This is a genomic window from Rhodococcus sp. MS16 (assembly GCF_013277795.1).
Taxonomy (GTDB): Bacteria; Actinomycetota; Actinomycetes; order Mycobacteriales; family Mycobacteriaceae; genus Rhodococcus_F; species Rhodococcus_F globerula.
Genome location: NZ_VBTM01000013.1, coordinates 9678 through 32008, shown reverse-complemented (window position 1 = coordinate 32008; position 22331 = coordinate 9678). Strand labels below are relative to the sequence as shown.

The following is a 22331-nucleotide window of genomic DNA, read 5'->3' as shown; positions in this document are numbered from 1 at the left end:
GAATCGACATGGAAGTAACTATACATAGAGGGGGCTCTATATCTAGCTATTATCGACGGTAGAGCTGCGGCAGAGATTTCTGAATGGCCGTGACGATGCCGACACCGGCAGCGATCACATCTGTGGGGACGGCAGCACCCTTGGTCTGCTCGGGGATGCCGTCGAGGGGATGCCACTGCGGAAGCGCAGGGCGCGAAGCGGCGGCAAGGAATTTGTGCCACCCGATCGACCAGTGCGCCGACACCGAACCTGGCGAGGTCACAACGTCGCGGTACTGGCGCACGCTCTTGTCGAGCGTCGGCGAACTCGCCACGGTGATCAGGCCGAGAAGATCACTCGCAAGGCCATTTTCGTGGTGATCGACGATCAGTTGATGGGCAGCCTTGAGTCCGTCACTGGTTTCGCGGGCGACGATCACCACGTACGGGGACTCGTTTTCGACGTCGTTGCCGCACGGCCACTGTCGTTCGCAGTCGCCGGCGAAGCTGAGGTAGTGCGTCAGCGTGGAAACACCAGCTCCACCGTGTGCGCCGTAGAGCCACACCGCAGGGCCAGGCCGCTGGACGGGGATCGGCTCGGTATGTGTCCTCATGCCAGTTCTCCTGCACTGCGGGAGTTTTCGTCGGTAGATCCAGCAGCAAGGGACCCGAGCACGTCGAGGGCATCGGTCCAGGCGTCGATCGTCGAGGCCGAGAGTCGGCGGTGGTCGATGATGCCCGGACGCGCCAACTCCGGATCGAAGGGCACCTCGACGAAACCCGCGATACGAGGGGCGAGAGCATCCCGGATCGGCGTCAGATCCACCGGGGAGCTGGGCATCTGGTGCGAGACGAGAACGATCGTGTCATCGAGGACCGCTTGACCGTATGCAGAAGCGAGCCACTGCATAGCCGACCGCATACGACTCAAAGGCTCTGACCGAGCAGGTGCAACAACGACCAGCGCGGCACCGCTCTGAATCAGCGGAGAGAGCCGGGATGATCGCAACGCGGTGCCGACGTCGTAGAAACGGGCCGTATCTCGCCCTGCCAGCAGCATGTCCACCATCGCCGGGTCCGTCATCTGTCCGCTGTCACCACTGCCGACGACGACCATGCCTGACGAGGTGACTGCCATGCGTGAGCGGAGACCGTCGATCGAGCGATCAGCACTGACCGCGCCGACACCGACCCGGTTGAGGAGATTCCCTCCGTCGGTGGTCGAGTCGACTGCTGTCACGTTCTTGCCGGTGCCGAGCCGCAAGGCTGTTGCAAGACCGTAGGTCGTGGTGGTGGCGGCAGCGCCCCCCGAACCGGCGACAACCAGGGCTGCGACCTTGGCAGGCTCGGCAATGGACGGAGCGCGACGGATTGAAACGACATTGCTCATCGGATCTCCTCGATAGTGGCGATTTTCAAACCGGTAGCGGAATTGGCGAGTGTGATGCGCTGCGGGACGGAACCTTCGGAGTCCGATTCGGTGCGCAGAAGCAGCTCGACGTCGAAGACGTCAGGGTTCGGGGTCGGCGCGATAGTCAGGCAGTGCTCGGTGCCGATTGCGGCAGCATCGTTGATGGATGCCTGAATCGTGGCGACGGGGTTGGGGTTCGCCATCATCGAGGCGACCTTCGCGCCGTCGCGTAGGACGTAGTAGGCGTAGTCGAATGCCTGGATCAGACCGACACCAGTGGCCGGGTCGCCAGCGCCCCGGCCGACTACCTTTCCCCCGGTAGAAGAGCTTTCGCACCACACCGGTGCGGTTGCCGTGGTGACGGCAATGGGGCCGGCCGTTGCCGATGTTCCTGCGGCAGAAGGTGCTTGCGGCTCGTCCGACGAACTCAGCGCAGTGGCAGTGAGTCCAAGTACGACCGCGACAACTGCGGCAGCAGCACCTCGCATGATCCACGGATTACGCTCCCCCGAGGAGGTACGCACCTTCGGCGCTTTCGCGGGCTTCGGGGCGCGTTCCTTGCGCACATTTGGCTCCGGCGACGCAACAGGTTCGACAGAGAGGGAGCCGACAGGGTCGGTAGCGCGCCGAGGAAGGCGCGGTGACCGGCGCTTGCGGGACTGATCCTCCAGGACTAGCGGATGCCGAGGGATATGCGCCTGGACCCAGTCAGGCGCATTGGCCAGAGGATCGTCGTCGATATCGCTGTCCATATCCGCGGGTTCGTCAGCAGAAGCAGTGTCGACATAGAGAGGCTGGTCATCGACATAAACGGGAACAACCGGAAGCTCTTCCGTCGGCCCGTCATGTGAGTCTTCGTCGACAACGTCGACGGGCGCAGACACAGTGACCTGCATGATCGGCAAAATGACGTCGGATTCATCACCGTAGTCATCGGACGCGTGATCGTCGTAGTGTTCCTGGGGCACAGGAAAGTCCACGTCGCTGCTGACGTGAAAGTCTGCTCCGTAGTGCTCGGTTACGTCCGGGAACAGTTGGTCGGTGCGATTGTCCGTCGCCATTTTTCCTCCGAGGTAGATCGGCGGGGGCAGGAAGAGTCCCTGCCCCCGCCAGTGGATTACGCCGGGATGCCGGTGCCGATTGCGTTGGCGATCATTCCCAGCGGCAGACCAGCGACGCCGGTTGCCTTCTGGAAATCTGCGACCGTCTGATCGAAGGCCGAAAGAGCCTGCGTGCCACCGGGAACCGACGTCACAGCAGATCGAATCTGCTCGTCGACGACAGGAGCGGAGGCAACGACGTCGCGGACGGCCCCGCTAGCTGCGGCACCGACCGGGTTGGTCTCCCACTGATCGAGGGTCGCCTGCGTCTGCGCGGTGATTGCAGGCTCGTCGATATCAGGGATGGTCGTTTCGATCGGCTCACCGAGGTCACCGGTTCCGTAGGCCGTAGCTGCAAGAACACCGGAAGCACCGCCGCCGACCGCGCCAAGCACGAATGCCGGGGCGCCGAGAACAGCAGCACCGACCGCGCCACCGCCGACCGAACCGACGATGGTGGCAGGCACCGCGCCCACAACGGGGATGGGGACGAGGAAGTTGCCGATCGCAAGACCGGCAGTTCCGCCAGCCCACGCACCGAGCGTGCCGCCCACGAGGGAAGCAGGTGCGGCGGCGGCGAGACCACCCGAGAGCGCGCCGGCCACACCGAAGCCGAGCTGCGCTGCGGCGAGACGTTGCGCCTCATCGGTTTCGAGACCGGTCGAACGCCAGAAGTCGGTGACCTGAGCTTCGATCACCGCGGTCTGGCCGTTCGTGCGGGCAGCGGTATCGTCCGAGACCCAGTTCGGCTGATCCATCAGGAACTTGCCGACACGAATCTTCTTCTCCGGAGCCTGAATCGGCGCGGTGAACTCTTCGAGCTGCGTCGGAAGGTGAATCTGCGAGTAGTCCACCGGCGCGTTGTAGTTCGCGTTGGGCTGGTACGCCGGAGCGACGTACGTGTTGGTCTGGTAGTCCCAATTGTTGAGCTGCTGCGTCGGACCCTGGTACTGAACCGGAACCGGAACCCACGTCTCGACAGGTGCGGACGGAGCAGTGGTGACGCCGCCCTGAGTCGAGGGCGCGGACGGAGCAGTGGTGACGCCGCCCTGAGTGGACGGAGCGGTGGTGACGCCGCCCTGAGTCGGAGCTGCATTGGCGACGCCGCCGCACGCTGCAACGATCACAGCGGCCGTGATCGCAGTGGTTCCGGCAGCCTTGATGATCCGAACCTGCTTGTGGTGCTTACCCATTGTCTTCATTCCCTTCGGTGGACAAATCTGTGTTGAGACCGTTCTGCGAGAACGTCGTCGGTTGTGTCGACGTAGCGGCAGACGTTGTGGTGGCCGTGGTCGACGACGAGGTGGTAGTCGAAGACGGCGCAGAGCTGACCGAGCTGGACGTTGTCGAAGACGGTGCGGAGGTATTCGTCGTCGTAGTGGTGGAGCTCTTCGTCGACTTGGTGGTGGAGGTTCCACTCGCCTTGAGATCGGCAGCGACAGCGGCGAACATCTTCGCTACGTACGCGGTCGGAGCCAGTCCCGAGGCAGTCGCGGCCGACGATCCGTAGGAGCCGTGTGCAGCTTGGACATTCGAGTATTTCGCGAGAGACGCGAGATCGAAGAGGTCCTTGTTCGCGTTCACTTCGCCCTTGACCAAGTCGAAGGTCTGCTTGACGACTCGTTGAGTGGTGGCCGGCGGAACGAGATTGATAACCGCGTTCACTGTCTTCGCCGCAATAATTCCGAACGCGGCAACAGGATTGGCCAACCCGACAGCCGCGACGGCAGCGATTGTCTCGGGCGTGATGACCTTCTTGGCGACGCTGACCACGGCATTGACCGCAACCAAGCCGACCTTCATCAACGCAGCCAGCGCTTCTTGCTCGGTAGGAGGCGTAGCCCGCGGATCGGAGCTGTCAGCCAGCCGCTGCGAAATCGTCTTCTTCGGCGATATCGAGAGGTTCTCGAGCGAATTCTTCGGAACCTGAATGTCTTCGTTGACAACGTCGACGGCGACATTGAAGGCAGTCGAGGCCAGAGCGAGTCCGATGGTCTGGACCGCGACGAACGGATCACCGCCGACCTCGGCTTGTCCGGCAACATTGGCCACAGCCTTGGCAATCGGTGCGTTCGCAGGTGCATCGCACGCCAAGTCGCCGGTCTGGCACCACATCGAGACTCTGCCGTTGAGCGAGCCGAACGTGGTGGCGGTGTCGGCAGCGGGCCCGATCCCGCCACCGGCAGCGGAGGTCACCGCCACAGCGGGCAACGCCTTCACTGCGGTACCGGAGGTGCCGGGAACCGGCGACGGGGCAGTCTGCGAGGTTCCAGGGAAGACACCCGAACCAGCCGAACGCGTCGGAGAACCGAACAACGCGGCCGACGCGATCGACGTTGCGGGCACACCGCCCTGGCCTTTACCGACCTTGGCGAGGAAATCCGAGGCAGCGTGGGCACCTTGGCTGTACCCGACGATTGCGAGCTTGGTCGAGGCGCAGGCAGCGACTACCTTCTCCGCTGCGGCCTTGAGGTTCTCTTCGGCTGCGGCGACGGAAACGGCGTACGACTCCTTGCCTCCGGGGACAACACCACCGAACGCAGCGGGGTACGGAACATAGGCGCGGTCAACCGAGACACCGAGCTGACGTGCCTGATCGAGCAGCGGCGAGATGACATTGGAGAGCATCCCGGTATCTGCCTTCAGTGGGGCGTCCGGTGAGGACTCCCCCGTCCCCTGGGTTGCCAGGACGTACAGGTCTGGGCAGTCCTGAACGAGCTGATCGATCCAGGTCGTCTCTGCATGTGCGGAAACGACATTCGGCCCGACTCCCATTGCTACCGCGACTGCGCAGACCAGCGCGGAGGTGGCTGCGCGGCCTATCGGGGGTGGTGCTGCATCGGTGGTTCGCGGATTGCGGCGCATCTTCATCCAGTGCCCTTCTCTTCGAGGTGGTGTGTTCGCGTGACGGAGCGGAGACGGGGGTTACCGCGCCTGCAAGCCGAAGAACGGGTGATAGGGCACGAGGGAATGCCCGACATGGCATCTGCGGGTGCCAGGTACACAAACCGAGACGCAGGCGTACAGCGTCGGTCGAGCTGCGCAACGGACCTCGAAATCGCACAGAGACCCACTCGATCTGGATGCAGTGCCGGGAGCGGCGGTCGCGACCGCATTGCTGTCCCCTGAACTCGACATCTGCGGTCCCCTCACCTGTGTCTTTTGCTGCGGACCGTGTCGGTACGGTCAATCCCCGAATTGGCATTCACCAATACATGGCAAACTATATACTGATCCAAAGCAAAAGCAAAGCAAAAAATATACGAAGGTTTAGGTGGGAGGTGTCTGTAGCGGTGTCGCCAAGTGGGCAAGAAACCCCAGCTAGGTCCCGGTCGCGTGATGCGTTCCTGCAACATGTCGCCGGTAAGGTGAGGACAATGAGTGACCTTCGCGACCGATTTGCTCGCCTTGTCTCGGAGCGCCGGGCGTATTTGAATCTGACCCGCGATCAGCTACAGGCAGAGGGTGGCCCGTCAGATGTGACGACGGCCAAGATCGAGCGCGGCGATGTTGAACAACCGACGGTCAGTACTTTCAAGAAGCTGGACAAAGGATTGCGGTGGACCGAAGGGTCCGCAGCGCGAGCGTTCATCGGAGACAATCCGGTGCCTCTGGAAGATGTACCTGGAGCGCGGCCAGCGTCACCGATCGTCGGCGCCGACGAGGATTCGGTGACTCTTCCCTTGAGCGTCGTCATCGCGATTTCGGAGATCGCCAAGCGGTACGAGAAGCTGCATTCCTCCCTTACCGACGCGGCAACAGCCGGGCAGTTGCAGAAGGTCAACGAAGACCTCGACCTTGTCGTCGACCGGATACTGCGAGCCTGGCTAATTGCTCAAGTCGAATCAAAAATGGCGCAACCAGGCCGAATGCAGGTGGAACCGATGGTGGAAATGCTCATCGGTGACTACCTCAATCGAGCAGCGGAACCGCCCACCCCAGAAGACGCCCGAGATCTTCAGTACCTGAGATGGCTTACAGGTCGACCCGAAGACCTCGACTCAGCGACGCAGAAATCATTCATTGCCCAGTGGCAGTCACGTCAGGAGAAGAACCGTTGAAGCACCTCCCACCGACAACAGCACAAAAGCTCAGCCGGCTCCTCGAGTTTTATCACCACCGCGACGAGCCTGAATTGACCCTGCAAGCACTGGCAACGGTCGTCGGGCAGAAGGCCAAAGAACTGGTGCCAGTCGAGCTGCTCGAAGACGTACAGAGCGGCGCACTCGAGTCTTTTCCCGCTACTGTCGCCGACGCAATCTGCGACACCATTGGCGTGGACCGCGACTACCTACGAGTCAGCGGCGGCCGCGACATCGACATCGACCAGCGACTCCGACTCTGGATACTTATCCGAGACCGCGGCCTCAACCACTTCGCGGCCCGGAGCGCCAACCTGACACGAGCAGATTTTGAAGAACTGATCGCACAGGTCAGCGCGTTGGCTCCCGCTGCCAGCGTTAGCGAGGCGTGAAGCTCAGCTTCAAATCCTTGGGTCGAAGTGTCAGCGTCTCTTCGACGGAAAGTTCGTAGCCGGCCTCGGCGCTCACCGAAAACCGCGTAAGAACCGTCGCGAGAGCGAGCGCCATTTCGTGCAGTGCGAACTGCCGACCGATGCAGGAACGGATTCCGGTGCCGAACGGCTTGAACAGCTCGCTTGATCGGCCGCGAGCATTCTGCGGGTCGAATCGGTCAGGGTTGAACTCTTCTGCGTCCTCGCCCCAGCCTTGCTTGTCCCGCTGGATAGCGAGGAGCAGAACGAAGGCCCATTCGCCTTCTGCGAACGCATAATTCCCGACCGTTGTGTCTTCCTTGGCTACGCGGAAGAAGCCCGGTACGGATGGCCAGAGGCGCAACGATTCCGAGATGACCTGGCGCGTATACCGAAGGCGCGCAACGTCCTCGTACTTCGGGGTGGTTCCCCCGAAGACCTCGACTGCCTCCGCTCGAACTTTCTCGGCGACGTCAGGATTCTGCGCGAGGAAATGCAGGGCGAAGCTCAGCGAATTCACCGAAGTCTCGTGGCCGGCGATCAGGAACGTGAGGACCTGGTTTCGGATGTTCTCCGGGTCCAGAGTCACGTCGCCTTCCGGGTACAGCATCCGATCGAGCAGATCGCGCCGCCGCTCCCCTGTTTGCTGCCGATCTGCGATTACACCATCGACGGTTTCCACAAGCAACGCACGATCAGCAGCGTTCTGCTTCTCCTCGTTGCGTCGCAGTAGCTTTCCGATGAATGGCACCGGAATCCCGCTCTTCTGCGCGTAGGTCAGCGAGCGAGTCAACGCGGCCACAAATGGATGGTCGGCACGCTGGAACGAATCGAAGGTGTATCCGAATCCGCATCGGCCGATGATCTCAAGGGTAAGGCCGCTCATCGCGTCGACTACCGGCACGAGCTCGTCGTTACTTGTCGAGAGCGTCTCACACAGCTCGTCTGTTACCTGGACCATCGTGTCGTGATAGCTGACCATCGACTCCTTGGTGAAGGCCGGCATCAGCACCTCATGCGCCTTCGACCAGTTCGATTCCCAGTTGTAGGCGGTAAACAGGCCGTCGCCGATAAGCGGGCGAAGTTGTTCCAACGGCCGGCCGACGAACTTTTCCCACTTCGTTTCGTCGAAGATGTCCGCAGCCAGCTCCGCTGACCCGACGAATGTCAGATCTGTCCCCAGGATTGAGCGCCGATAAATCGGTCCCAACTCCTCGAACCGCACCAGCGTCGTTTGGTTGGGGGTTTCGGAGTCGATTCCGAACACATCTCCCAAGATCGGAACTCGACGAGGCGGGTGCGGAATCGTTGTCGTACTCGGCATATATGTCCTGTCTGTTGTCTTATGTTCGAGCCCAGGCATCTGCAACGCGCAGAAGCTCGTTCTCGTCGATCAACCACTGCGGTGGTGCGACTGATTGACGCTCGCCGTCAGAATCCTTGAACAGACGCATCGCGGCAGATATGGCCTTGACCCGTTCGGCGGGTGTCGCATCTTCATCCAGGGCGGCAGAGTTCATATAGGGAAGGAGAAGGAACAGCGCGTCTTCGCATTCGATCAGCATCCGATGCTCGCGCTCGGCACTGGTGTGCAGTAATCCTGCGGTCTCGAGTTCCACCTTCGGTGCAGCCTCGATCAAGTCCTGCCACATGTCCTGTAGGCGTACGACCGCACGGGACGAAGGGTCTGAGCGAAGCCGAATCTTCGCTTCGGAGATGGCGGGAACGGAGAGCACCATTGCAATGACGCACGTTGCAGGCAGGAACAGCACGTCATTGGACTGCGAGCGCGACTCCGTCAAGGCATTGTGCCAGTCCCACGAGAGCATGATGCCGGTCGCCATACGCGTGAGATGGTCGTACATCGAGACGCAGGACGCAGCGATGACGAAGGCCAGGCCGACCCGCAATGACGGAGCCGAGTTCGCCCGGCAGAAGAGGCGCGCACACCACTTCATAATCGCGAACAACGCCAATGGCATCGGAGCTGAGTAGACGATCATGTAGGCCGCCGTGTGCCACGATTGCAGCTCTTCGACTGCGATTCCTTGTGCCCGAGCAGGTTCACCAAGAACGGCCAACACCACCACCGCTGCGAATCCCGCACCGTAGAGTCCGACAACCGTTCTGGTTTCGACCGGACGCAAGCTCCATGACCGGACCACGAGATAGACCGCCACCGCAGCCCCGATAACGCAGGCGTGCGTGAGAAGACGAATATCGGACAGCGTCATCGACGTGTTCGAGATGATCACCGTCTGCATCCAGGACTCTCGCAGAAGGGCAACGAACAACCACCAAATCAGGATCTGCGTAACGCGCCGATCCAGTTGCCGGCGAGAGACCAGGAACAGTCGCGCCACGATCACAGCCGCCAAGACCGAAATCATGGGCACCGTCGCCCAGTGAGACATCGTGGCAGTCGCCGCATGATCGAGCTGTGCGCTCACGAGTGAGGTCCGAACGTTCCCGCGATCCGATGAAGCGCTCCGAGACTGGTCGCGTCCACAGGGCCCTTACTACGCACCGCAAGCTGTGTACCGAGCAGCTCAGCCTCGGCTTCTGTCGGCGTGTCGAAGGTGTCGCGACGCATCACCCACCTGAGCGAATTGATGTCGAGACCTTCCGTCAGAACGCTTTCAGTGGGGCAGAACGGTTCGCCTTCGTGCTGGCACAAGATATGACTGCACTCGTGGAGGATCTGTTGTCGCTGATGCCGCACAGTGTGATCGGGGTCGTACCTGATGATGTAGCTGTCATCAGTTCCCCACACGAGTCCGCAGCGGCCCCCGAACTCCTCATGGGGACTCGTCCAGGGCGAGAGGATGACCTTGCGTTTGGTGTGTTCAGCCATCCAGTCGAGGAACTCGCCAACCGTCCAGGGCGCGATCAACGGAATTTGGGACAGCACATCGTGGACATGACTCCGTCGCGTCAATCGCGAAAACATCTGTATCCCACCTCCGGTACCTGGTATCCCCGCGGACCAAGCAAGGACACAGCTTAATGCTGGCGAAAGCTGTGTGGTCAAGCACAGCAAAAAAGCAAAGTCGTACCGAAGCCAAAGGCAAATCATGTGCAAGAATGGCAATCGCTGGTTTAGTGCTTGCTACCCCAAGCTCGAGCCGGTCGCCTACCTGAGGTCAAGGCGTGGTCACAGGTCGCCCAGGCTCTCACGTTTCGAGGGCCAACGGGGGCTGAGGGTTTCGACCCTTCCGAAGGGATGTGAGGAATCTGGCGAGGTTGGCGTGTCGCAACCGTGACCTACGCCAAGGTTGGTCCAGACTGGACCAACCTGGGCAGTGCGTACAAAGCAGTCAGAGATAGGAGATCAGGATGGCAACTCAAAACAAAGGACCCCGTGGCCGACTTGGTCGTGTTCCTGCGGTTGTTTACGCAGACCTGGAGAAGCGCGCACACGATGCGGGCGCCAGCTCAGTGAGCCAATACGTCTCTGACCTGCTGTGCCTGCACACAGGCCATAACGACCTCGTACGTGAGCTGAATAAGCAGGAGGTGCTACCAATCTCCGCATAAAGCGAACGCGAGTCACCTCTACCAAAGGAAGACTCGCCAGCCGCCACAAATTCAATTGTGGTGCCGCTACTCAGCTGAGAATAAAAGAATCCCCGGCCGGCGGGTAAGGCCGAACCGAGGATTCCTCGAAGTTGTGTGAGACCCGAGTTACCAGCTCGAATCTCAGCGGTACTGCCATCCCCCGAAGGGAACTGTCTTGCCGGACAGCTCTCAGGGTACATCGTGCCCTGTTGCAGATTCAATAACTGAGTTCTCGCGTGTCTCCGCTGGCGTTAGTGCGCCCGAAGATGACGCCCTCTATCGACGCATCATTGGCGAATGGTCACCTCGCCGTACCCTGCGTCTCGATGGCGCAGGCACACACGAGTACCGCCAATCAACCTCAGCGCCGCTGACCGCACCGACATGCCCATGGGCGCTCTATCTCGCAGATAGCGACCACCGGTACCGTCTCCTCGCATTCGACTTCGACACCGCCAAACACGGACCCGGCGCTGCCAAAGCCGACGCGGACACACTGTCTTCCCAGCTCACCGAGCTTGGAGCACAACACCTACGCACAACCTCCGGACCCACCGGCGGCCAGCACATCTGGCTCCGATTGACCGCTGGCGCAGATCCGGACTCAGTCCGCAACATGGCCCGCGCCCTTGTCGGCTACTACCCCACACTCGACATCGCACCGCTCTGCAATCCTGCGACGGGAGTCGTACGCGGACCAGGATCACCGCACCGCAGCGGCGGCCAGTCCATCGCCCACCAGCAGGGCACCGCACTGCATCGCACCCTTGACGACATGCGTGCAGGCACAACGCCGGAAATCGTCGAGTGGCTCCTCGCCCGCCACCCGCACACTCCCACCGCCACGACTCGGCGCACCCCGATCCGCATCGTGAACACCGCAGACGGACCCCGCCTCGATCGGCCGCGCCGCGGACTTTCCCCTCGCACGAAATCGCTCATGAACACCACCCTCATGAGTGGGTCTGATCGCAGCAATGTCGCCTACAGCATCCTGCTCGGTATGGCACGTGCAGGTCATACCCTCAAAGACGCCGCCGCCGCCGCCTCGACAGCGCCAGGACTAGCCCGACTCCGCGAGGACCGCGAGGCCGGACGTAGCGGCACGCTCGCGAAGCAATGGGACAAGGCACTGACAACAGCAGCGACGTTCGCCCCGGTCACAGACCCCATGCCCACACAGGTCGACGCGGAGCTGGATGCAATCGAAAACTGCCTGCACGCCAATGCCGCCGAGTTCGCCCGACCAGGAGGACCCAGCGACGAAAGAATCCTTCACGCACTCGCGCACCTCGCCCGGACCGCTCGGACCCGCACCCTCGACATCGACTGCCGACGACTCGCACAGCTCACAGGACTCGACGCTTCCACCATCTCTAGGCGACTGCACGCACTCACAGCGCAGGAATGGCTGACACCAGTACGGCCAGGAGTCGGAACGCAAGCTGCGACGTGGACACTCAATCAGCCACCCGCCCGGTACCCCTGCACAGCTGCAACACAAGTGGAACACGCCCCCGCCACCCCCCTCCTCCCCCACCACGCTCACGACCTCTGGACACCCAACCCGGGACTAGGTGCCGCCTACGCCCGCATACATCTCGCCCTGCTCACTGGGCTTTCGACGATTGAGGAACTTGCTCAGGCCACCGGTTACGCCCACCGCACTGTGCGTACAGCTCTCGCGGTTTTCAAGGCTCACAATCTGCTTCCTACCACCCGAGGTACTGATCAAATCCGGCGTGGCCAGCTCCACACAGCAGCTCAGCGGCTCGGAGTGGCCGGGCACCTCGCATCCCGGGCACTCCGCCACACCACCGAACGGACACTATGGGCCTGGTGGTCCGAGGAGATCGCCTGGCGCACCCGCAGCGGACCGAAACGAGGTCCCCGCCGGCAAGACATCGGATCGTTACCGCTTCCGATCCAGGCAAGCCCACGAGCTACCCACGGCCGATTCCCCACCACTGGTGGCCGTGCCGACTACCGACGCGCCCGCGCGATGGTCCTGGCGCACCACAACGGCCCCAGCACCCTTCCGATCGCATGCTGACCGAGCCAGCCAGCATCGGCGAAGACGGCGTCGTCTTCGCCGAGAATCCGTGTTACGAGAGCACCAGCTTCTTGTGCATCAACTCGATCGCCGGCGGATGGCGCGGCTCACCCTTTCCCGATACGTACAACGCGAAATGCAGTGCGGGCGGGCGCCCAATTGAGTTTTCTACAACCGCACCCAGCCAATACGCACTCGATGCCCATGGTCCGAACACGGCCGCTGCCCACGCCACAGCCTCAGCTGGTGGCACTTTCATGGCCGTCCTCAACCAACCGAGAGATGAATTTCTACGGCTTCCGGATCGTCCAGTTCCTTCGGATATGACTTCTCGAACGACAGGTGCGAGAGAATTACCGATACCTTCATGAACCGATCCGTCACCGACCGCACATACAGCGTCGGCAGATTCCATTCCTTGCGCGTTGCAGCCTGAAACTCGGCGGCATCGTCGAAACATGCCCAACCGAAACTGCCTAACCTCACGGCGATACTTTGTCGCCACCTGAGCCATCAGCTCGCCGTCTACCGTCACTGTCTCATCCGCAACAACCGTGACGCTAAGACTGCTCTACGGGATGCGCAACGGATGCAAACGCCCTTCGTCACACGCTCCACTGCCAGCAAACCGAACCCTGGAACTTCGCGGATTTTGCGTGCCAAATGTTTCAACGGGGAAAGCTTTGCGCCGACGAGCACCTCCCGCAATGGCTCACCTCCCCCTGCCCAATCACAACATCACTGCTGCGGCCGACCAGATGAACTGTTGCAAGGTCGCGATCTGTTGCCGCAAAGACCCGGTAATGATCGCCCCACCGGGTTCGCTCGGGCTTGCCCTCAGCCTCACCGAAAAATCGTCTTGAACTGGCATTTTGCGTACTATGCGCCCCACTGTGGACCGCAGAAAGGAGTGCCGTATCGACACAAGCGGAACGGCAAAAAGTGATGACTGTAAAACTGTAAAGCTGTAAAAACGTCTATGCGGTTAGCCGTTTGTACGGTAAGCTGCAATACAGCTATCTGGGTAGCCGGATTGCCAGGTAAACGTAAATACGGCTATCTGGGAAAATGTAAACCTGTTTGCCAGCAATACGGTTAGCTGGTTATACAGCTACACGGCAGCTGTAAAGCTGTTTGCCAGCAATACGGTTAGCTGGTTATACAGCTACATGGCAGCTGTAAAACCGTAAAGCCAGGTGAGTGGATTCTACGAATGGAAGGGCACTTCTCGATGATCATCAGTTTGGTCAACACCAAGGGCGGCACCGCGAAGACGACGAGTGCGATCTACCTGGGCCTGGCGTATCACCGGCAGGGTAAAGATGTTGTGGTACTCGACCTCGACAAACAGGGGTCCGCGACCGACTGGGCTGATCGCGCAACAGAGGTTGGCGACCCCCTTCCGTTCGCTGTTCACGTTGTCAATATGAAACGCCTGGCCAAGTATGCAAACGGTGACACAAACCAGGTGGTCATCATTGACACACCACCAGGTGACGGTCAGGTCATCGATGCAGCTATTGCAGTGTCGGACTTCGTCATCATGCCGACCGCGGCAACAGGACTCGACACGGCCAGGGTGTGGGAAACGCTGCCTTCGATCCAGGGGAGACTTCCGTACGGAGTGCTGATCACCTCTGCACGGCTAGGAACCACGCTCCTGGATGAAGCAAAATCTGCATTCGACGACAACGGAGCGGCACGCTTCAACACAGTCATAACCATGAAGCAACGAATCAGCTCGACATTCGGAACCACCCCTAGACACGATGAAGGGTATTCCGACGTCGTGGGCGAGATCGCAGAGGCGCTGACAGCATGAGCATCCCCAAAGCAAAAGTAACCCCACAGCTCGGCCCGAAGAGGCAAATACCAACGGCCGCAACTGCACCCACCGCACCATCGGTGTCGTCCAGCTTCAAAGAGCCGGATGCCGACCGCTCCAAACTGACAGTCAACATCGACGCTGATCTGCACAGACGCTTCAAAGCCGCAGTCGCTGGAAGCGGCAAGAAGATGCGGGATGTCGTCGAAGAAATGATCGAGCAATGGACTGACGCAAAGCGCAACTGAAAACTACGCAAAGTGGAGCCTCACCCGCTTGCACCCGGTGATTCTCCGGACCGGGAAACACCCTTAGGAAGGAACCCCCCGATCATGACCAACTTTAGTCTGCGGGCCATACGGACCCAGCCGCGAGCAGTGCCTTTCGCGCTGGCCCTGACGATTCTCGCTCTACTCGTATTCTCATTCGCTGCGGTACGTGACTTTGCCGTGCAGGCAGGTATACCGGAGCACCTTGCATGGCTATTTCCTGTCCTCATCGACGGCATGATCGCTGGCTCGATCATTGCAATGCTCTTCCTCCGCCACCTCGCGACGAGAGAGCAACGAGCCGGAGCAGAAGCCAAGCGCAACTGAGCAGTTCGATACATCAGAAAAGAGGAGCCTCACCGGCTTGCACCCGGCGAGGCTCCGGACCGGGAAACACCCTTAGGAAGGAACCCCCGATCATGACCGACTTTAGTCTGCGGGCCGCACGAATTCAGCTAGGCGCATTACTCGCCGCGCTGGTCCTGGCAATCCTCATCGCCCTCGGAATCACCACCGGCGCATTCGTGCTCTCCTTCGCTGTGCAACGAGACCTTGCAATACAAGCAACGATCCCCGAACACCTTGCATGGATCTTTCCCGTCATCGTGGACGGCGCAATTCTCGGCTCGACCATTGCGATCGTTCTCATCAGCAAGCTCAAGGTAAGCGGCTGGGACAAAGGCTTCTACATTGCTCTTGCGGTCTTTGTCGTCCTGATCAGCATCCTGGGCAACGCCTATCACGCATTCAACGGCGCGGGTGAGGCGCGAGCAACGTTGGCAAGTGGGGGAGTAGTCGGATACGTTCCGCTGGAGCCTGCCGTAGCAGCACTCATCGCAATCGTGCCACCGCTGTTGGTTTTGGCATTTACCCACGGCTGCGGAGTGCTCATCAAGGCCACCGGCGTCGCATACGCCGACTACCGGACGCAGATCGACGAACACGCGATGGTCGTGGCTGGCACCCCCGTGGCGGAGACCAACCAAGAACCGGATACGGCCCCCGAGAATGACTTTGCAGTCGACCTGCCGCAGTTCAGCAATGACATTTCAGCCGAATCGGCAACCGCGCAAAACCCAGTGGATATCGACCACAGCCCGGCTCTCTACGCGCCGGAACCTTCGCCGCACGCCGAACCCGAAACTGTCGTCGCGGCCGATTTCGAGAGCGAACCCGAACTCGATACCGACGCTTTGCATTCCGTTGCATCCGAGGTTGACCTCTTTGCAGAGTTGGAGCAATTCATTGCGCAATCGGACCTTCCGGGTAGCGTCAAAGAAACTGCGCGCCGCAAGCTCAAAGACCCGTCCCTGACATGGGAAGCGATCGCGCAAAGCTCCAATCCTCCTGTTGTCACGTCCACGGCGTGGCGTCGATACGAGCGATTCGACACCGCAGCTCGCGCAGCAGGTTTCACCAACCCGCCGCTCTTCGATATGCGATCAGCCGAGACCTTCCACGATGAAGAACTTGCATCCGTGAGCTGAGAACAGCAGGGGCGAGGCCCCGCGCCTCATCACACCCACACGAAAGCGCCCTGGCAGTGCAGGAACACTGTCAGGGCAATTGACCACAGATTGGACCTGTAACCGTGCACGATCATATCGACAGCGCCGCGGCTACCAGCACGCGGAATAGCGGCAGAACCCGTCAACGAGAACCGCAGCAAAGAGCGATCGCGACACGGGACGGCATTGCTTCGGCCGCGGCCGAACATTTCAACACGGTCGGGTACGCCGGCGCGAGGATCACTGACATCCTGGCCACAACGGGGGACTCGAAAGGCGCAATGTATCACCACTTTCCGTCCAAAGAGTCTCTGGCGCAGTACCTGATGCAAGGATGGGGCACCGTCCTTGCCGACACCATCGCCGACGTCACTGCCGCAGACGAGCCTGCCCTACGCCAGGTCGCGACTGTTCAGCGCGCACTCGCGGAGATCATCACGCACGATCACGTAGCGCGAGCCGGATTGATCTTGAGCCTCGAGCGAGCTGTCGACGAGACGGCAAAGGTGTACACCGCGTGGACGAGTGCCATCGCCGTCATCGTCGAGCAAGCAATTCGAACCGGTCAACTCGATGACACAGCCGAACACTTGCGGCTCGGAGAAACCCTGTGCGCGGGCTTTGTGGGCGCCGTCCACGTCGCCACCAGCCTCGGTGAACCCGAGACGATCAGCCGACGTGTCAATGATCTTCTGATGCTCTGGCTCGGCAGCGACCAGGCGACGGCTCCCGCAACGCCGGTGACTGCCCGATGAGAATGAATCAGCCTGCGCAGCAGATCCGTCCGAGACCCGCATCCGTCACCGAAATGATCCACCGGGAACTGTTTTCTTCACTTCCAGGAACCACCGACTGCATTGTTCGAAACCAGGCCGGCCCGGTAATGCCGAGGTACCTAACACCCGCACGGACGGGCCGCCACAGCCCTGGCGCGGGTGTTAGGTACCGGCGATAGGCTGGTCGTTGTTCCCTGATAGAAGGTGATCGAGTTGACCGAAGCACTGAGTGTGGCCCGCGATTGGGTCGTCGAGACTCTCCGCTTCCCTCAACATGCTCCGCACACGACCGCTGTGTTCGACTGGACTCTCGTCAGCGAATCAACCCAGTCGGTGCTCGCGGCACTGTCACCGAACACCATTGTCGAACCGAACGAGGTTGTGGCCCAGCCGAGCTGGTGGCGCACGATCACCGGCACACCCACCGGGCACCGGCAACTCACCGACGATCAACGCCACGAGCTGCGCGCAGCCCTTGCACCGCTGCATTGGCCGTTACGCGAGGAAGGCCCCGAGATCCGATTGGTGGCAATAGCGGAAGACGTTGCGGCACGCATCACCACGCACCCAATCTGGACGCACCCGATGCTCGACGCACACCGCTCCATCCTCGGACTGACGATCGAACTGCACACCGTCGCTGCCGCGGCCCATCAGTTGTTAACCGTGCGCGCCGCCATGACCGACATCCCGACCGACGACGGTAGCGACGTCCTCGCCCGAGCGCGGGCAGAGTGGGAACGCCGACACGTCGTTGCGGCGCAAGCAGAATCAGCATTGATCGACCGGGTGGCTGCGCTCCGCGCCTACGAAGATGCCCTCACACCCGTTGAAGCGAGTGTGCGCAACCTTCAGGTGGTCACCGAGTTGGCAGCCGGGGGAGGGGAGGTGGACCGGCTGTACCAGCAGATCGTCGGCGCCGAACTTTCGATCGAGCACACCGCCACGTTGCGCAGCGACATCGATGATGTCCGCGCCGGCCTCGATGCCCAGGTGGCGTACCTCGATTCGCTGATCGGGCCGCGGCACACAACCTGACGGGGAAGGCGAAAAGGCACATGCAAGGCAAGAGATGTGCTGCCGCGACACCGCTGACGCGATGCCTTGCCCTGTCGCAACATGCTGGTGACGTCAGTCAGTGGTGGAGCTGGAGCCGGGTTCCGAGCGTAGGTTCTTCTCGCGTGCGACGTACTTGTAGACACCGGGTTTACTGAGGTTGAACATTTTTGCCAGCTCCGCAATGGAATGCTCACGCCGAGAGTGCAGGTCGAAGAGTTTTGCTTGCTGCTTTGCGTCGAGGAGCGGTGTGCGGCCAGCGAAGCCGCCGGTGGCTTTGCGGCGAGCGTTTCCTTCCATCGTGCGCAGATGGATCAGGCCGGTCTCGAACGTGCTGAAGGTTTGGGAGAGCATGTCGAACACGGTTGCTCCGATCGGGTCCTTCGGGTCGTGGACTGTGCCGGCGAACATCAACAGCACGTCCCGTTGTGCGAGGTCCGTGGCGATTTCGCTGAGGTCGGTGACCGACCTAGCCAGCCGTTCGAGCGTCGTGACGACGAGGGTGTCCCGAGCCGCGAGAGCGGACAGCGCAGCTGTCAGTGCAGGTCGGGGCCGATCTGTCCCGGTCAGACCGTGATCGATATGAATGAAGTCGGCATCGACGCCGAGCGCGACGAGTGCAGCGCGTTGGCCTTGCTCGTCGCCGTCCATCGACGAAGCGCAGCGTGCGTATCCGATCAACATCCCACTATCGTATTCTACGAATAGACCTCTGTATGTATTACATGGCGAGTAGGGCGGATCGAGCAGAATCTGACCGAAGGCATTCCGATGACCGTGCCCAAGGCTGCGAAACAGATACACTGATCGAACAACTGCCTGGTCAACACTGGTACATCGAACATGAAGGGAGCCGCAGATGTCCGCAGTCCTGTCGAAAGTCGTCCGGAAGAAACTCGTACACGAAGCGGTCCTGGACAAGATTGACCGCGAACACCTCTCGATCAACACCGACAAGGTGCGCGCCAGATTGCAGACCAACCGTGAGCACGTTCACGGGAACATGCTCCGCAAGTGCCTGGACCAGTGGGAACGCATCATCGCGGACAACGACATCGACACCGTTCGCAAGATCAGCGTCTCCGATACCGAGACCGACCGTGAGATGCGAAACATGTCGCCCCTATCGGTGTTGTTGAGCGAGAGCGAACGCCTGCGCGTACTCGACCTTCTCAAGAGAACTCGCGAGTGAAACGAAGCGACCTCGAAAAAGCGGTTATCGCTGCGTGCGGGTGGGTAGAGGAATCGCAAGTGGTGATCTTCGGATCTCAATCGGTACTCGGAAGCTACGACGAAGACTCGCTGCCGGAAGAAGCTATACGTTCGATGGAAGTCGACATGACTCCGGCCAGCGCTTTCACCACCGGCGCCGATGTCACTGAGAAGGTGAGCACGCTCAACGTCTGGGTAGGGGAGGACTCACCGTTTCACCTTCGCCACGGCGTTTACGTCGAGGGGATCCACCGGGACACCGTGGTGCTCCCCCGCGGCTGGGAAAACAGGCTCGTCGCCTTCACTGCCAGCGGAACCGGCGACGATCAAAACTACGGGCGCACCGGACTGTGCCTGCACCCGATCGACCTGTGTGTCTCGAAACTGATTGCCGGCCGAGAAAAAGACCACGAGTTCGTCGGAGCGTTGATCCGCGACAACATCATCGACCCCGCCGAGGTTCTCGATCGGATCGACAAAGCCGGTATCGACTGGTCGAGCGGCTATCCCGACAACCGCGATCTTGCCGTCTCTCGCGCGCGGAGCTGGCTCCAGTCCAAGCAAGCGCCGGCCCTCGAGGATTACAGCGACATCGCCCGAGCGTTGTCGACGGTGTCCCGCGCTCACCCTCGCACAATTCGCGAGCACCTCAACACCAATTCCTCAGGTGCCCAAGACAAACCAGAGCCTGCCCATGATGCCAGCACTGAACGTTTGGCCGAGCGTGGATACGAGCGGACTGATTGAAGCCGGTACGTCCGAGGAGATACTGTGGTTCGGCAGGCACGCCACAAATGACCATTGACGATCCGTGCGAGGCAAGGAAAATAGACGGACACAACACCTCGATCGTGCGGTCGAATACACCCCACCCTGCTTAGACCGGCGGTGCTCGAACGCAACAGCTTGTGAAGGTTGTCGGTGGCGTGTGGCAGATTGAGAGATGTAACTCAGGTTCATCGTTAGTTTAAGCCTTGGACCTGGCAGTTTAGGTTTCGGCGGTCTACTGATCGTTGTGACGGGTTTCTGTTGAGGGGTTCCCAAACGGCTCGGATTCCCGGATAGTGGACTTTGTTGTTAGAGTCTGCGGACAGGTCAGGCACAAGACAGCGGATAGGTAACCAGTTCGTTTGTCGCCCGGTCTGCTCGTTGAACAATGAAAAACAGGCGATCCCCAGGTGTTGGTAGCACCCAGGAATCGCCTGCGACTTCGACCTTTAGGTGATCCGTCGCTGGAATACGAAAGCGATCATCCGTAAGGCAACAGCCGCCATCTTGGTGCAAAGCATCAAGGTGGCATTGCTGTTTGTAGCGGCACAAAATGCGTGCACCGCGCTGAGCATGCGAGACGCCTGGATCAACATTACGATCGCAGGACTGTCACGCTGAGACTCCGGTGAGTCTCGTTCCGAGTTAGGTTTGATGGCTCGGTCCTCCTTAACTCTGGCCGTCCCCCAGGGTTGGGTTTCGACTCAGTTCAGGGTGGACTGCGGCTCCACGATCGAGAAGGGGCCCGGAAGCTCCTCAAGCCTTCACTCGTCACTGATCCACCGACTGCCGGAGCTTCGCTCAAGGCGTTCCGCGTTACGGTTTCTCAGTGCTCAAGACACTACAGCTAGTGGCCGACAGAATCACATAACCGAAGATGTTGTGAGTCACATAGATGAGATTCCCAGGTCGACCCAGCTCAGCACACATAACTCTCGGCGAGCCGCACGCCGCGTCGGCGTGCCGTACGTCACAGGTTTGATCGATTATCGACCGGAGGCAGGGCGGCGACGGACGTGGGGGGCATGGTCATGTGTCCGGAGAATGAGGCTGCGTATGGGCGCAATGTCTCACCTGGCCATTCGCTGATCTTCCACACCCGGTCGTGCACTTGCGAGCGCGGCCCCACTGCTCCATCAGACTTGACTACCTGACTGACGCGACCAGGGGACAACGCCGCCGCCTCGGCGATGAGAGCCTGACTGAGGCCTGAGCTGCGAGCGATCTTCATCGCATCCGCAAGGAGCGCTTCGACCTCATCGGACAGTCCCCGAAAGGCATGCAGGAGGCGTGCAAGTTCCACGACATCTTCATGCCGAGCGCGTGGGTACCCGCACGAGGGCGTGCGTCCATCAATCGATGATTACAGCAACTCCCAATGGGGCAAACGGTGTTATCTCAGATAACTCCATGCTGGGGATTGTTCTGTCAACGAACTCTCGACAGGCCAATAGCGAACCAGAAGATTCGTGCAACGTTCTCGTCTGTGTCTGCCCCGCTGGGCGGTGGCGCAGCAGGGCCCGTTTCAGGGGCGTGGGATGTTGGGCGACCATATTGGTCCGTTAGCTCTGGGAGCACCCGACGATTCAATGCAACCAACCGGTCTTTACCCTACTTTGAGGATCTGCCATGTCAGTGCGGAGCGAAGCAAGTTCACACACCGTCACGTCGACGGCGCCAGTTGGACAGAAGCCCGATCGCGTGCCTAGACGGCTACTAGCGATCACAGCCACCGGACCCGTCTACCGCGTCCCGGCTGAGGGCGTGGTGGTTCCATTCTCGTCCGCGCTAGCCCTCAATCACGAGCTTGCTTGCAAAGCTATGGATCCCCGAGCCTCAGTCGTATCGTCGTTCGCCAATCGGGTGAAAGGCGAAGAAGCGGCCACCGCACTGACAGTTCAGACGTCATGCGTCGCGTCGAGCGTCGCTTACCTTAATCCTCGCCAAAAAGTTCGGTTTCTTCGCGAAGTTCTCGATTTCGTACGTGCACGGGGATCTGCTGACGGAAATGAAACAATCATCGCAGCGGCAATAAATGGAGCCTGGCCATGGTTGAGCTTCAGGAGTCTTGAATCCACCATTCGATATATCGGATTAGTCCTAGGTCGATCAAAATTCACGGACGAATTCTCGACGTATGTTGTAGACCCAAATATGCGCACGGCGACTTTTCTCGGTGCTGGCGAGCTAAAGAAGGCTCAGCTGACAGAATGGTTCATCGGATACCAAATCCATGTGGACGAATGGAGATTGAACCTCGCTAAACGGGTTGACCGCCGCTACGGGGAGCGTCTCGGCGGGGCCGATCCTCTAGGTGGTTTGTGG

24 protein-coding genes are annotated in these 22331 nt (G+C 60.5%); 12 read left to right on the top strand and 12 right to left on the bottom strand.

The genetic code is table 11. The features are described 5' to 3' along the window. Positions 1 to 49: 49 nt before the first annotated feature. Genes FEZ60_RS25020 through FEZ60_RS25000 form a run of 5 tightly spaced genes read right to left on the bottom strand, consistent with a single transcriptional unit; the run spans position 50 to position 5360 of the window. Positions 50 to 592 (bottom strand): DUF6668 family protein, encoded by a 543-nt coding sequence (locus FEZ60_RS25020; RefSeq protein ID WP_172937314.1) that lies wholly within the window; start codon positions 590 to 592, stop codon positions 50 to 52. Next, positions 589 to 1368 (bottom strand): hypothetical protein, encoded by a 780-nt coding sequence (locus tag FEZ60_RS25015; protein ID WP_172937313.1) that lies wholly within the window; start codon positions 1366 to 1368, stop codon positions 589 to 591. The genes FEZ60_RS25020 and FEZ60_RS25015 overlap by 4 nt, the downstream gene beginning before the upstream one ends. Continuing rightward, on the bottom strand, positions 1365 to 2450 hold the full coding sequence (locus tag FEZ60_RS25010) for a hypothetical protein (RefSeq protein WP_172937312.1): 1086 nt from the start codon (positions 2448 to 2450) through the stop codon (positions 1365 to 1367). Before FEZ60_RS25010 ends, FEZ60_RS25015 begins: the two co-directional genes overlap by 4 nt. Positions 2451 to 2506: 56 nt before the next feature. Continuing rightward, complete coding sequence (locus FEZ60_RS25005; RefSeq protein ID WP_172937311.1) at positions 2507 to 3682, bottom strand: insoluble domain protein; 1176 nt, start codon at positions 3680 to 3682, stop codon at positions 2507 to 2509. After that, on the bottom strand, positions 3675 to 5360 hold the full coding sequence (locus FEZ60_RS25000; protein WP_242484818.1) for a cutinase family protein: 1686 nt from the start codon (positions 5358 to 5360) through the stop codon (positions 3675 to 3677). Before FEZ60_RS25000 ends, FEZ60_RS25005 begins: the two co-directional genes overlap by 8 nt. A gap of 506 nt (positions 5361 to 5866) precedes the next feature. Between FEZ60_RS25000 and FEZ60_RS24995 the strand changes: the two genes are divergently transcribed. Together FEZ60_RS24995 and FEZ60_RS24990 are read left to right on the top strand one after the other, a co-directional pair. Next, positions 5867 to 6550, top strand: a complete 684-nt coding sequence (locus tag FEZ60_RS24995; RefSeq protein ID WP_172937310.1) for an XRE family transcriptional regulator — start codon at positions 5867 to 5869, stop codon at positions 6548 to 6550. After that, positions 6547 to 6963 (top strand): hypothetical protein, encoded by a 417-nt coding sequence (locus FEZ60_RS24990; protein WP_092808858.1) that lies wholly within the window; start codon positions 6547 to 6549, stop codon positions 6961 to 6963. The genes FEZ60_RS24995 and FEZ60_RS24990 overlap by 4 nt, the downstream gene beginning before the upstream one ends. On the opposite strand, the gene FEZ60_RS24985 is transcribed toward FEZ60_RS24990, so the two are convergent. From FEZ60_RS24985 to FEZ60_RS24975, 3 genes are read right to left on the bottom strand one after another with little or no spacing between them, the layout of a single operon-like run. Further along, a complete protein-coding gene (locus FEZ60_RS24985) occupies positions 6950 to 8305 on the bottom strand; it encodes a cytochrome P450 (protein WP_115304735.1) in 1356 nt (451 codons plus the stop codon). The two genes, FEZ60_RS24990 and FEZ60_RS24985, sit on opposite strands and share 14 nt — an antisense overlap. Before the next feature lie 19 nt (positions 8306 to 8324). Beyond that, on the bottom strand, positions 8325 to 9431 hold the full coding sequence (locus FEZ60_RS24980; RefSeq protein ID WP_172937309.1) for an MAB_1171c family putative transporter: 1107 nt from the start codon (positions 9429 to 9431) through the stop codon (positions 8325 to 8327). Continuing rightward, positions 9428 to 9931, bottom strand: a complete 504-nt coding sequence (locus tag FEZ60_RS24975) for an ImmA/IrrE family metallo-endopeptidase (protein ID WP_172937308.1) — start codon at positions 9929 to 9931, stop codon at positions 9428 to 9430. The genes FEZ60_RS24980 and FEZ60_RS24975 overlap by 4 nt, the downstream gene beginning before the upstream one ends. A 783-nt stretch (positions 9932 to 10714) precedes the next feature. Here FEZ60_RS24975 and FEZ60_RS24970 point away from each other — a divergent pair. After that, positions 10715 to 12592, top strand: a complete 1878-nt coding sequence (locus FEZ60_RS24970; protein ID WP_242484817.1) for a hypothetical protein — start codon at positions 10715 to 10717, stop codon at positions 12590 to 12592. A gap of 52 nt (positions 12593 to 12644) precedes the next feature. Here the strand turns inward: FEZ60_RS24970 and FEZ60_RS24965 are convergent, their stop codons facing one another. Both FEZ60_RS24965 and FEZ60_RS24960 read right to left on the bottom strand, forming a co-directional pair. Beyond that, positions 12645 to 12851 (bottom strand): hypothetical protein, encoded by a 207-nt coding sequence (locus FEZ60_RS24965; RefSeq protein WP_172937307.1) that lies wholly within the window; start codon positions 12849 to 12851, stop codon positions 12645 to 12647. A gap of 8 nt (positions 12852 to 12859) precedes the next feature. Then, on the bottom strand, positions 12860 to 13078 hold the full coding sequence (locus FEZ60_RS24960) for a hypothetical protein (RefSeq protein WP_172937306.1): 219 nt from the start codon (positions 13076 to 13078) through the stop codon (positions 12860 to 12862). Between the two features lie 745 nt (positions 13079 to 13823). Here FEZ60_RS24960 and FEZ60_RS24955 point away from each other — a divergent pair. From FEZ60_RS24955 to FEZ60_RS32275, 6 genes are all read left to right on the top strand, one after another. Further along, positions 13824 to 14414 carry a ParA family protein gene (locus tag FEZ60_RS24955; RefSeq protein WP_172937305.1) on the top strand — a complete coding sequence of 197 codons (591 nt, stop codon included), beginning with the start codon at positions 13824 to 13826 and terminating at the stop codon, positions 14412 to 14414. Continuing rightward, a complete protein-coding gene (locus tag FEZ60_RS24950; protein WP_172937304.1) occupies positions 14411 to 14665 on the top strand; it encodes a plasmid partition protein ParG in 255 nt (84 codons plus the stop codon). Before FEZ60_RS24955 ends, FEZ60_RS24950 begins: the two co-directional genes overlap by 4 nt. An 84-nt stretch (positions 14666 to 14749) precedes the next feature. Beyond that, on the top strand, positions 14750 to 15013 hold the full coding sequence (locus FEZ60_RS24945) for a DUF2637 domain-containing protein (RefSeq protein ID WP_172937303.1): 264 nt from the start codon (positions 14750 to 14752) through the stop codon (positions 15011 to 15013). Positions 15014 to 15105: 92 nt separating this feature from the next. Next, a complete protein-coding gene (locus FEZ60_RS24940) occupies positions 15106 to 16173 on the top strand; it encodes a DUF2637 domain-containing protein (RefSeq protein ID WP_172937302.1) in 1068 nt (355 codons plus the stop codon). A gap of 104 nt (positions 16174 to 16277) precedes the next feature. Beyond that, on the top strand, positions 16278 to 16949 hold the full coding sequence (locus FEZ60_RS24935; RefSeq protein ID WP_172937301.1) for a TetR/AcrR family transcriptional regulator: 672 nt from the start codon (positions 16278 to 16280) through the stop codon (positions 16947 to 16949). Positions 16950 to 17174: 225 nt separating this feature from the next. After that, positions 17175 to 18008, top strand: a complete 834-nt coding sequence (locus FEZ60_RS32275; protein WP_346343409.1) for a hypothetical protein — start codon at positions 17175 to 17177, stop codon at positions 18006 to 18008. 93 nt (positions 18009 to 18101) lie between these two features. On the opposite strand, the gene FEZ60_RS24925 is transcribed toward FEZ60_RS32275, so the two are convergent. After that, positions 18102 to 18710 (bottom strand): recombinase family protein, encoded by a 609-nt coding sequence (locus FEZ60_RS24925; protein WP_172937300.1) that lies wholly within the window; start codon positions 18708 to 18710, stop codon positions 18102 to 18104. Positions 18711 to 18885: 175 nt separating this feature from the next. Here FEZ60_RS24925 and FEZ60_RS24920 point away from each other — a divergent pair, with 175 nt between their 5' ends. Together FEZ60_RS24920 and FEZ60_RS24915 are read left to right on the top strand one after the other, a co-directional pair. After that, positions 18886 to 19218, top strand: coding sequence for a hypothetical protein (locus FEZ60_RS24920; protein WP_072782819.1), 333 nt, complete (start codon positions 18886 to 18888; stop codon positions 19216 to 19218). Continuing rightward, positions 19215 to 19985, top strand: a complete 771-nt coding sequence (locus tag FEZ60_RS24915; protein WP_172937299.1) for a hypothetical protein — start codon at positions 19215 to 19217, stop codon at positions 19983 to 19985. The genes FEZ60_RS24920 and FEZ60_RS24915 overlap by 4 nt, the downstream gene beginning before the upstream one ends. Positions 19986 to 20976: 991 nt before the next feature. On the opposite strand, the gene FEZ60_RS24910 is transcribed toward FEZ60_RS24915, so the two are convergent. Continuing rightward, positions 20977 to 21309 carry a hypothetical protein gene (locus tag FEZ60_RS24910; RefSeq protein WP_172937298.1) on the bottom strand — a complete coding sequence of 111 codons (333 nt, stop codon included), beginning with the start codon at positions 21307 to 21309 and terminating at the stop codon, positions 20977 to 20979. 560 nt (positions 21310 to 21869) lie between these two features. Between FEZ60_RS24910 and FEZ60_RS32295 the strand changes: the two genes are divergently transcribed. Continuing rightward, a partial coding sequence (locus FEZ60_RS32295; RefSeq protein WP_207185756.1) for a hypothetical protein occupies positions 21870 to 22331 on the top strand: 462 nt, incomplete at its 3' end.

What these genes read in the sequence shown, in the direction of transcription:
- FEZ60_RS24950 (WP_172937304.1), top strand. Translation starts at nt 14,411, where the DNA reads ATGAGCATCCCCAAAGCAAAAGTAACCCCACAGCTCGGCCCGAAGAGG.
- FEZ60_RS24945 (WP_172937303.1), top strand. Translation starts at nt 14,750, where the DNA reads ATGACCAACTTTAGTCTGCGGGCCATACGGACCCAGCCGCGAGCAGTG.
- FEZ60_RS25005 (WP_172937311.1), bottom strand. Translation starts at nt 3,682, where the DNA reads ATGGGTAAGCACCACAAGCAGGTTCGGATCATCAAGGCTGCCGGAACC.
- FEZ60_RS24985 (WP_115304735.1), bottom strand. Translation starts at nt 8,305, where the DNA reads ATGCCGAGTACGACAACGATTCCGCACCCGCCTCGTCGAGTTCCGATC.
- FEZ60_RS24975 (WP_172937308.1), bottom strand. Translation starts at nt 9,931, where the DNA reads ATGTTTTCGCGATTGACGCGACGGAGTCATGTCCACGATGTGCTGTCC.
- FEZ60_RS25020 (WP_172937314.1), bottom strand. Translation starts at nt 592, where the DNA reads ATGAGGACACATACCGAGCCGATCCCCGTCCAGCGGCCTGGCCCTGCG.
- FEZ60_RS25010 (WP_172937312.1), bottom strand. Translation starts at nt 2,450, where the DNA reads ATGGCGACGGACAATCGCACCGACCAACTGTTCCCGGACGTAACCGAG.
- FEZ60_RS25015 (WP_172937313.1), bottom strand. Translation starts at nt 1,368, where the DNA reads ATGAGCAATGTCGTTTCAATCCGTCGCGCTCCGTCCATTGCCGAGCCT.
- FEZ60_RS24920 (WP_072782819.1), top strand. Translation starts at nt 18,886, where the DNA reads ATGTCCGCAGTCCTGTCGAAAGTCGTCCGGAAGAAACTCGTACACGAA.
- FEZ60_RS24940 (WP_172937302.1), top strand. Translation starts at nt 15,106, where the DNA reads ATGACCGACTTTAGTCTGCGGGCCGCACGAATTCAGCTAGGCGCATTA.
- FEZ60_RS24995 (WP_172937310.1), top strand. Translation starts at nt 5,867, where the DNA reads ATGAGTGACCTTCGCGACCGATTTGCTCGCCTTGTCTCGGAGCGCCGG.
- FEZ60_RS24965 (WP_172937307.1), bottom strand. Translation starts at nt 12,851, where the DNA reads ATGAAAGTGCCACCAGCTGAGGCTGTGGCGTGGGCAGCGGCCGTGTTC.
- FEZ60_RS24955 (WP_172937305.1), top strand. Translation starts at nt 13,824, where the DNA reads ATGATCATCAGTTTGGTCAACACCAAGGGCGGCACCGCGAAGACGACG.
- FEZ60_RS25000 (WP_242484818.1), bottom strand. Translation starts at nt 5,360, where the DNA reads ATGAAGATGCGCCGCAATCCGCGAACCACCGATGCAGCACCACCCCCG.
- FEZ60_RS24925 (WP_172937300.1), bottom strand. Translation starts at nt 18,710, where the DNA reads ATGTTGATCGGATACGCACGCTGCGCTTCGTCGATGGACGGCGACGAG.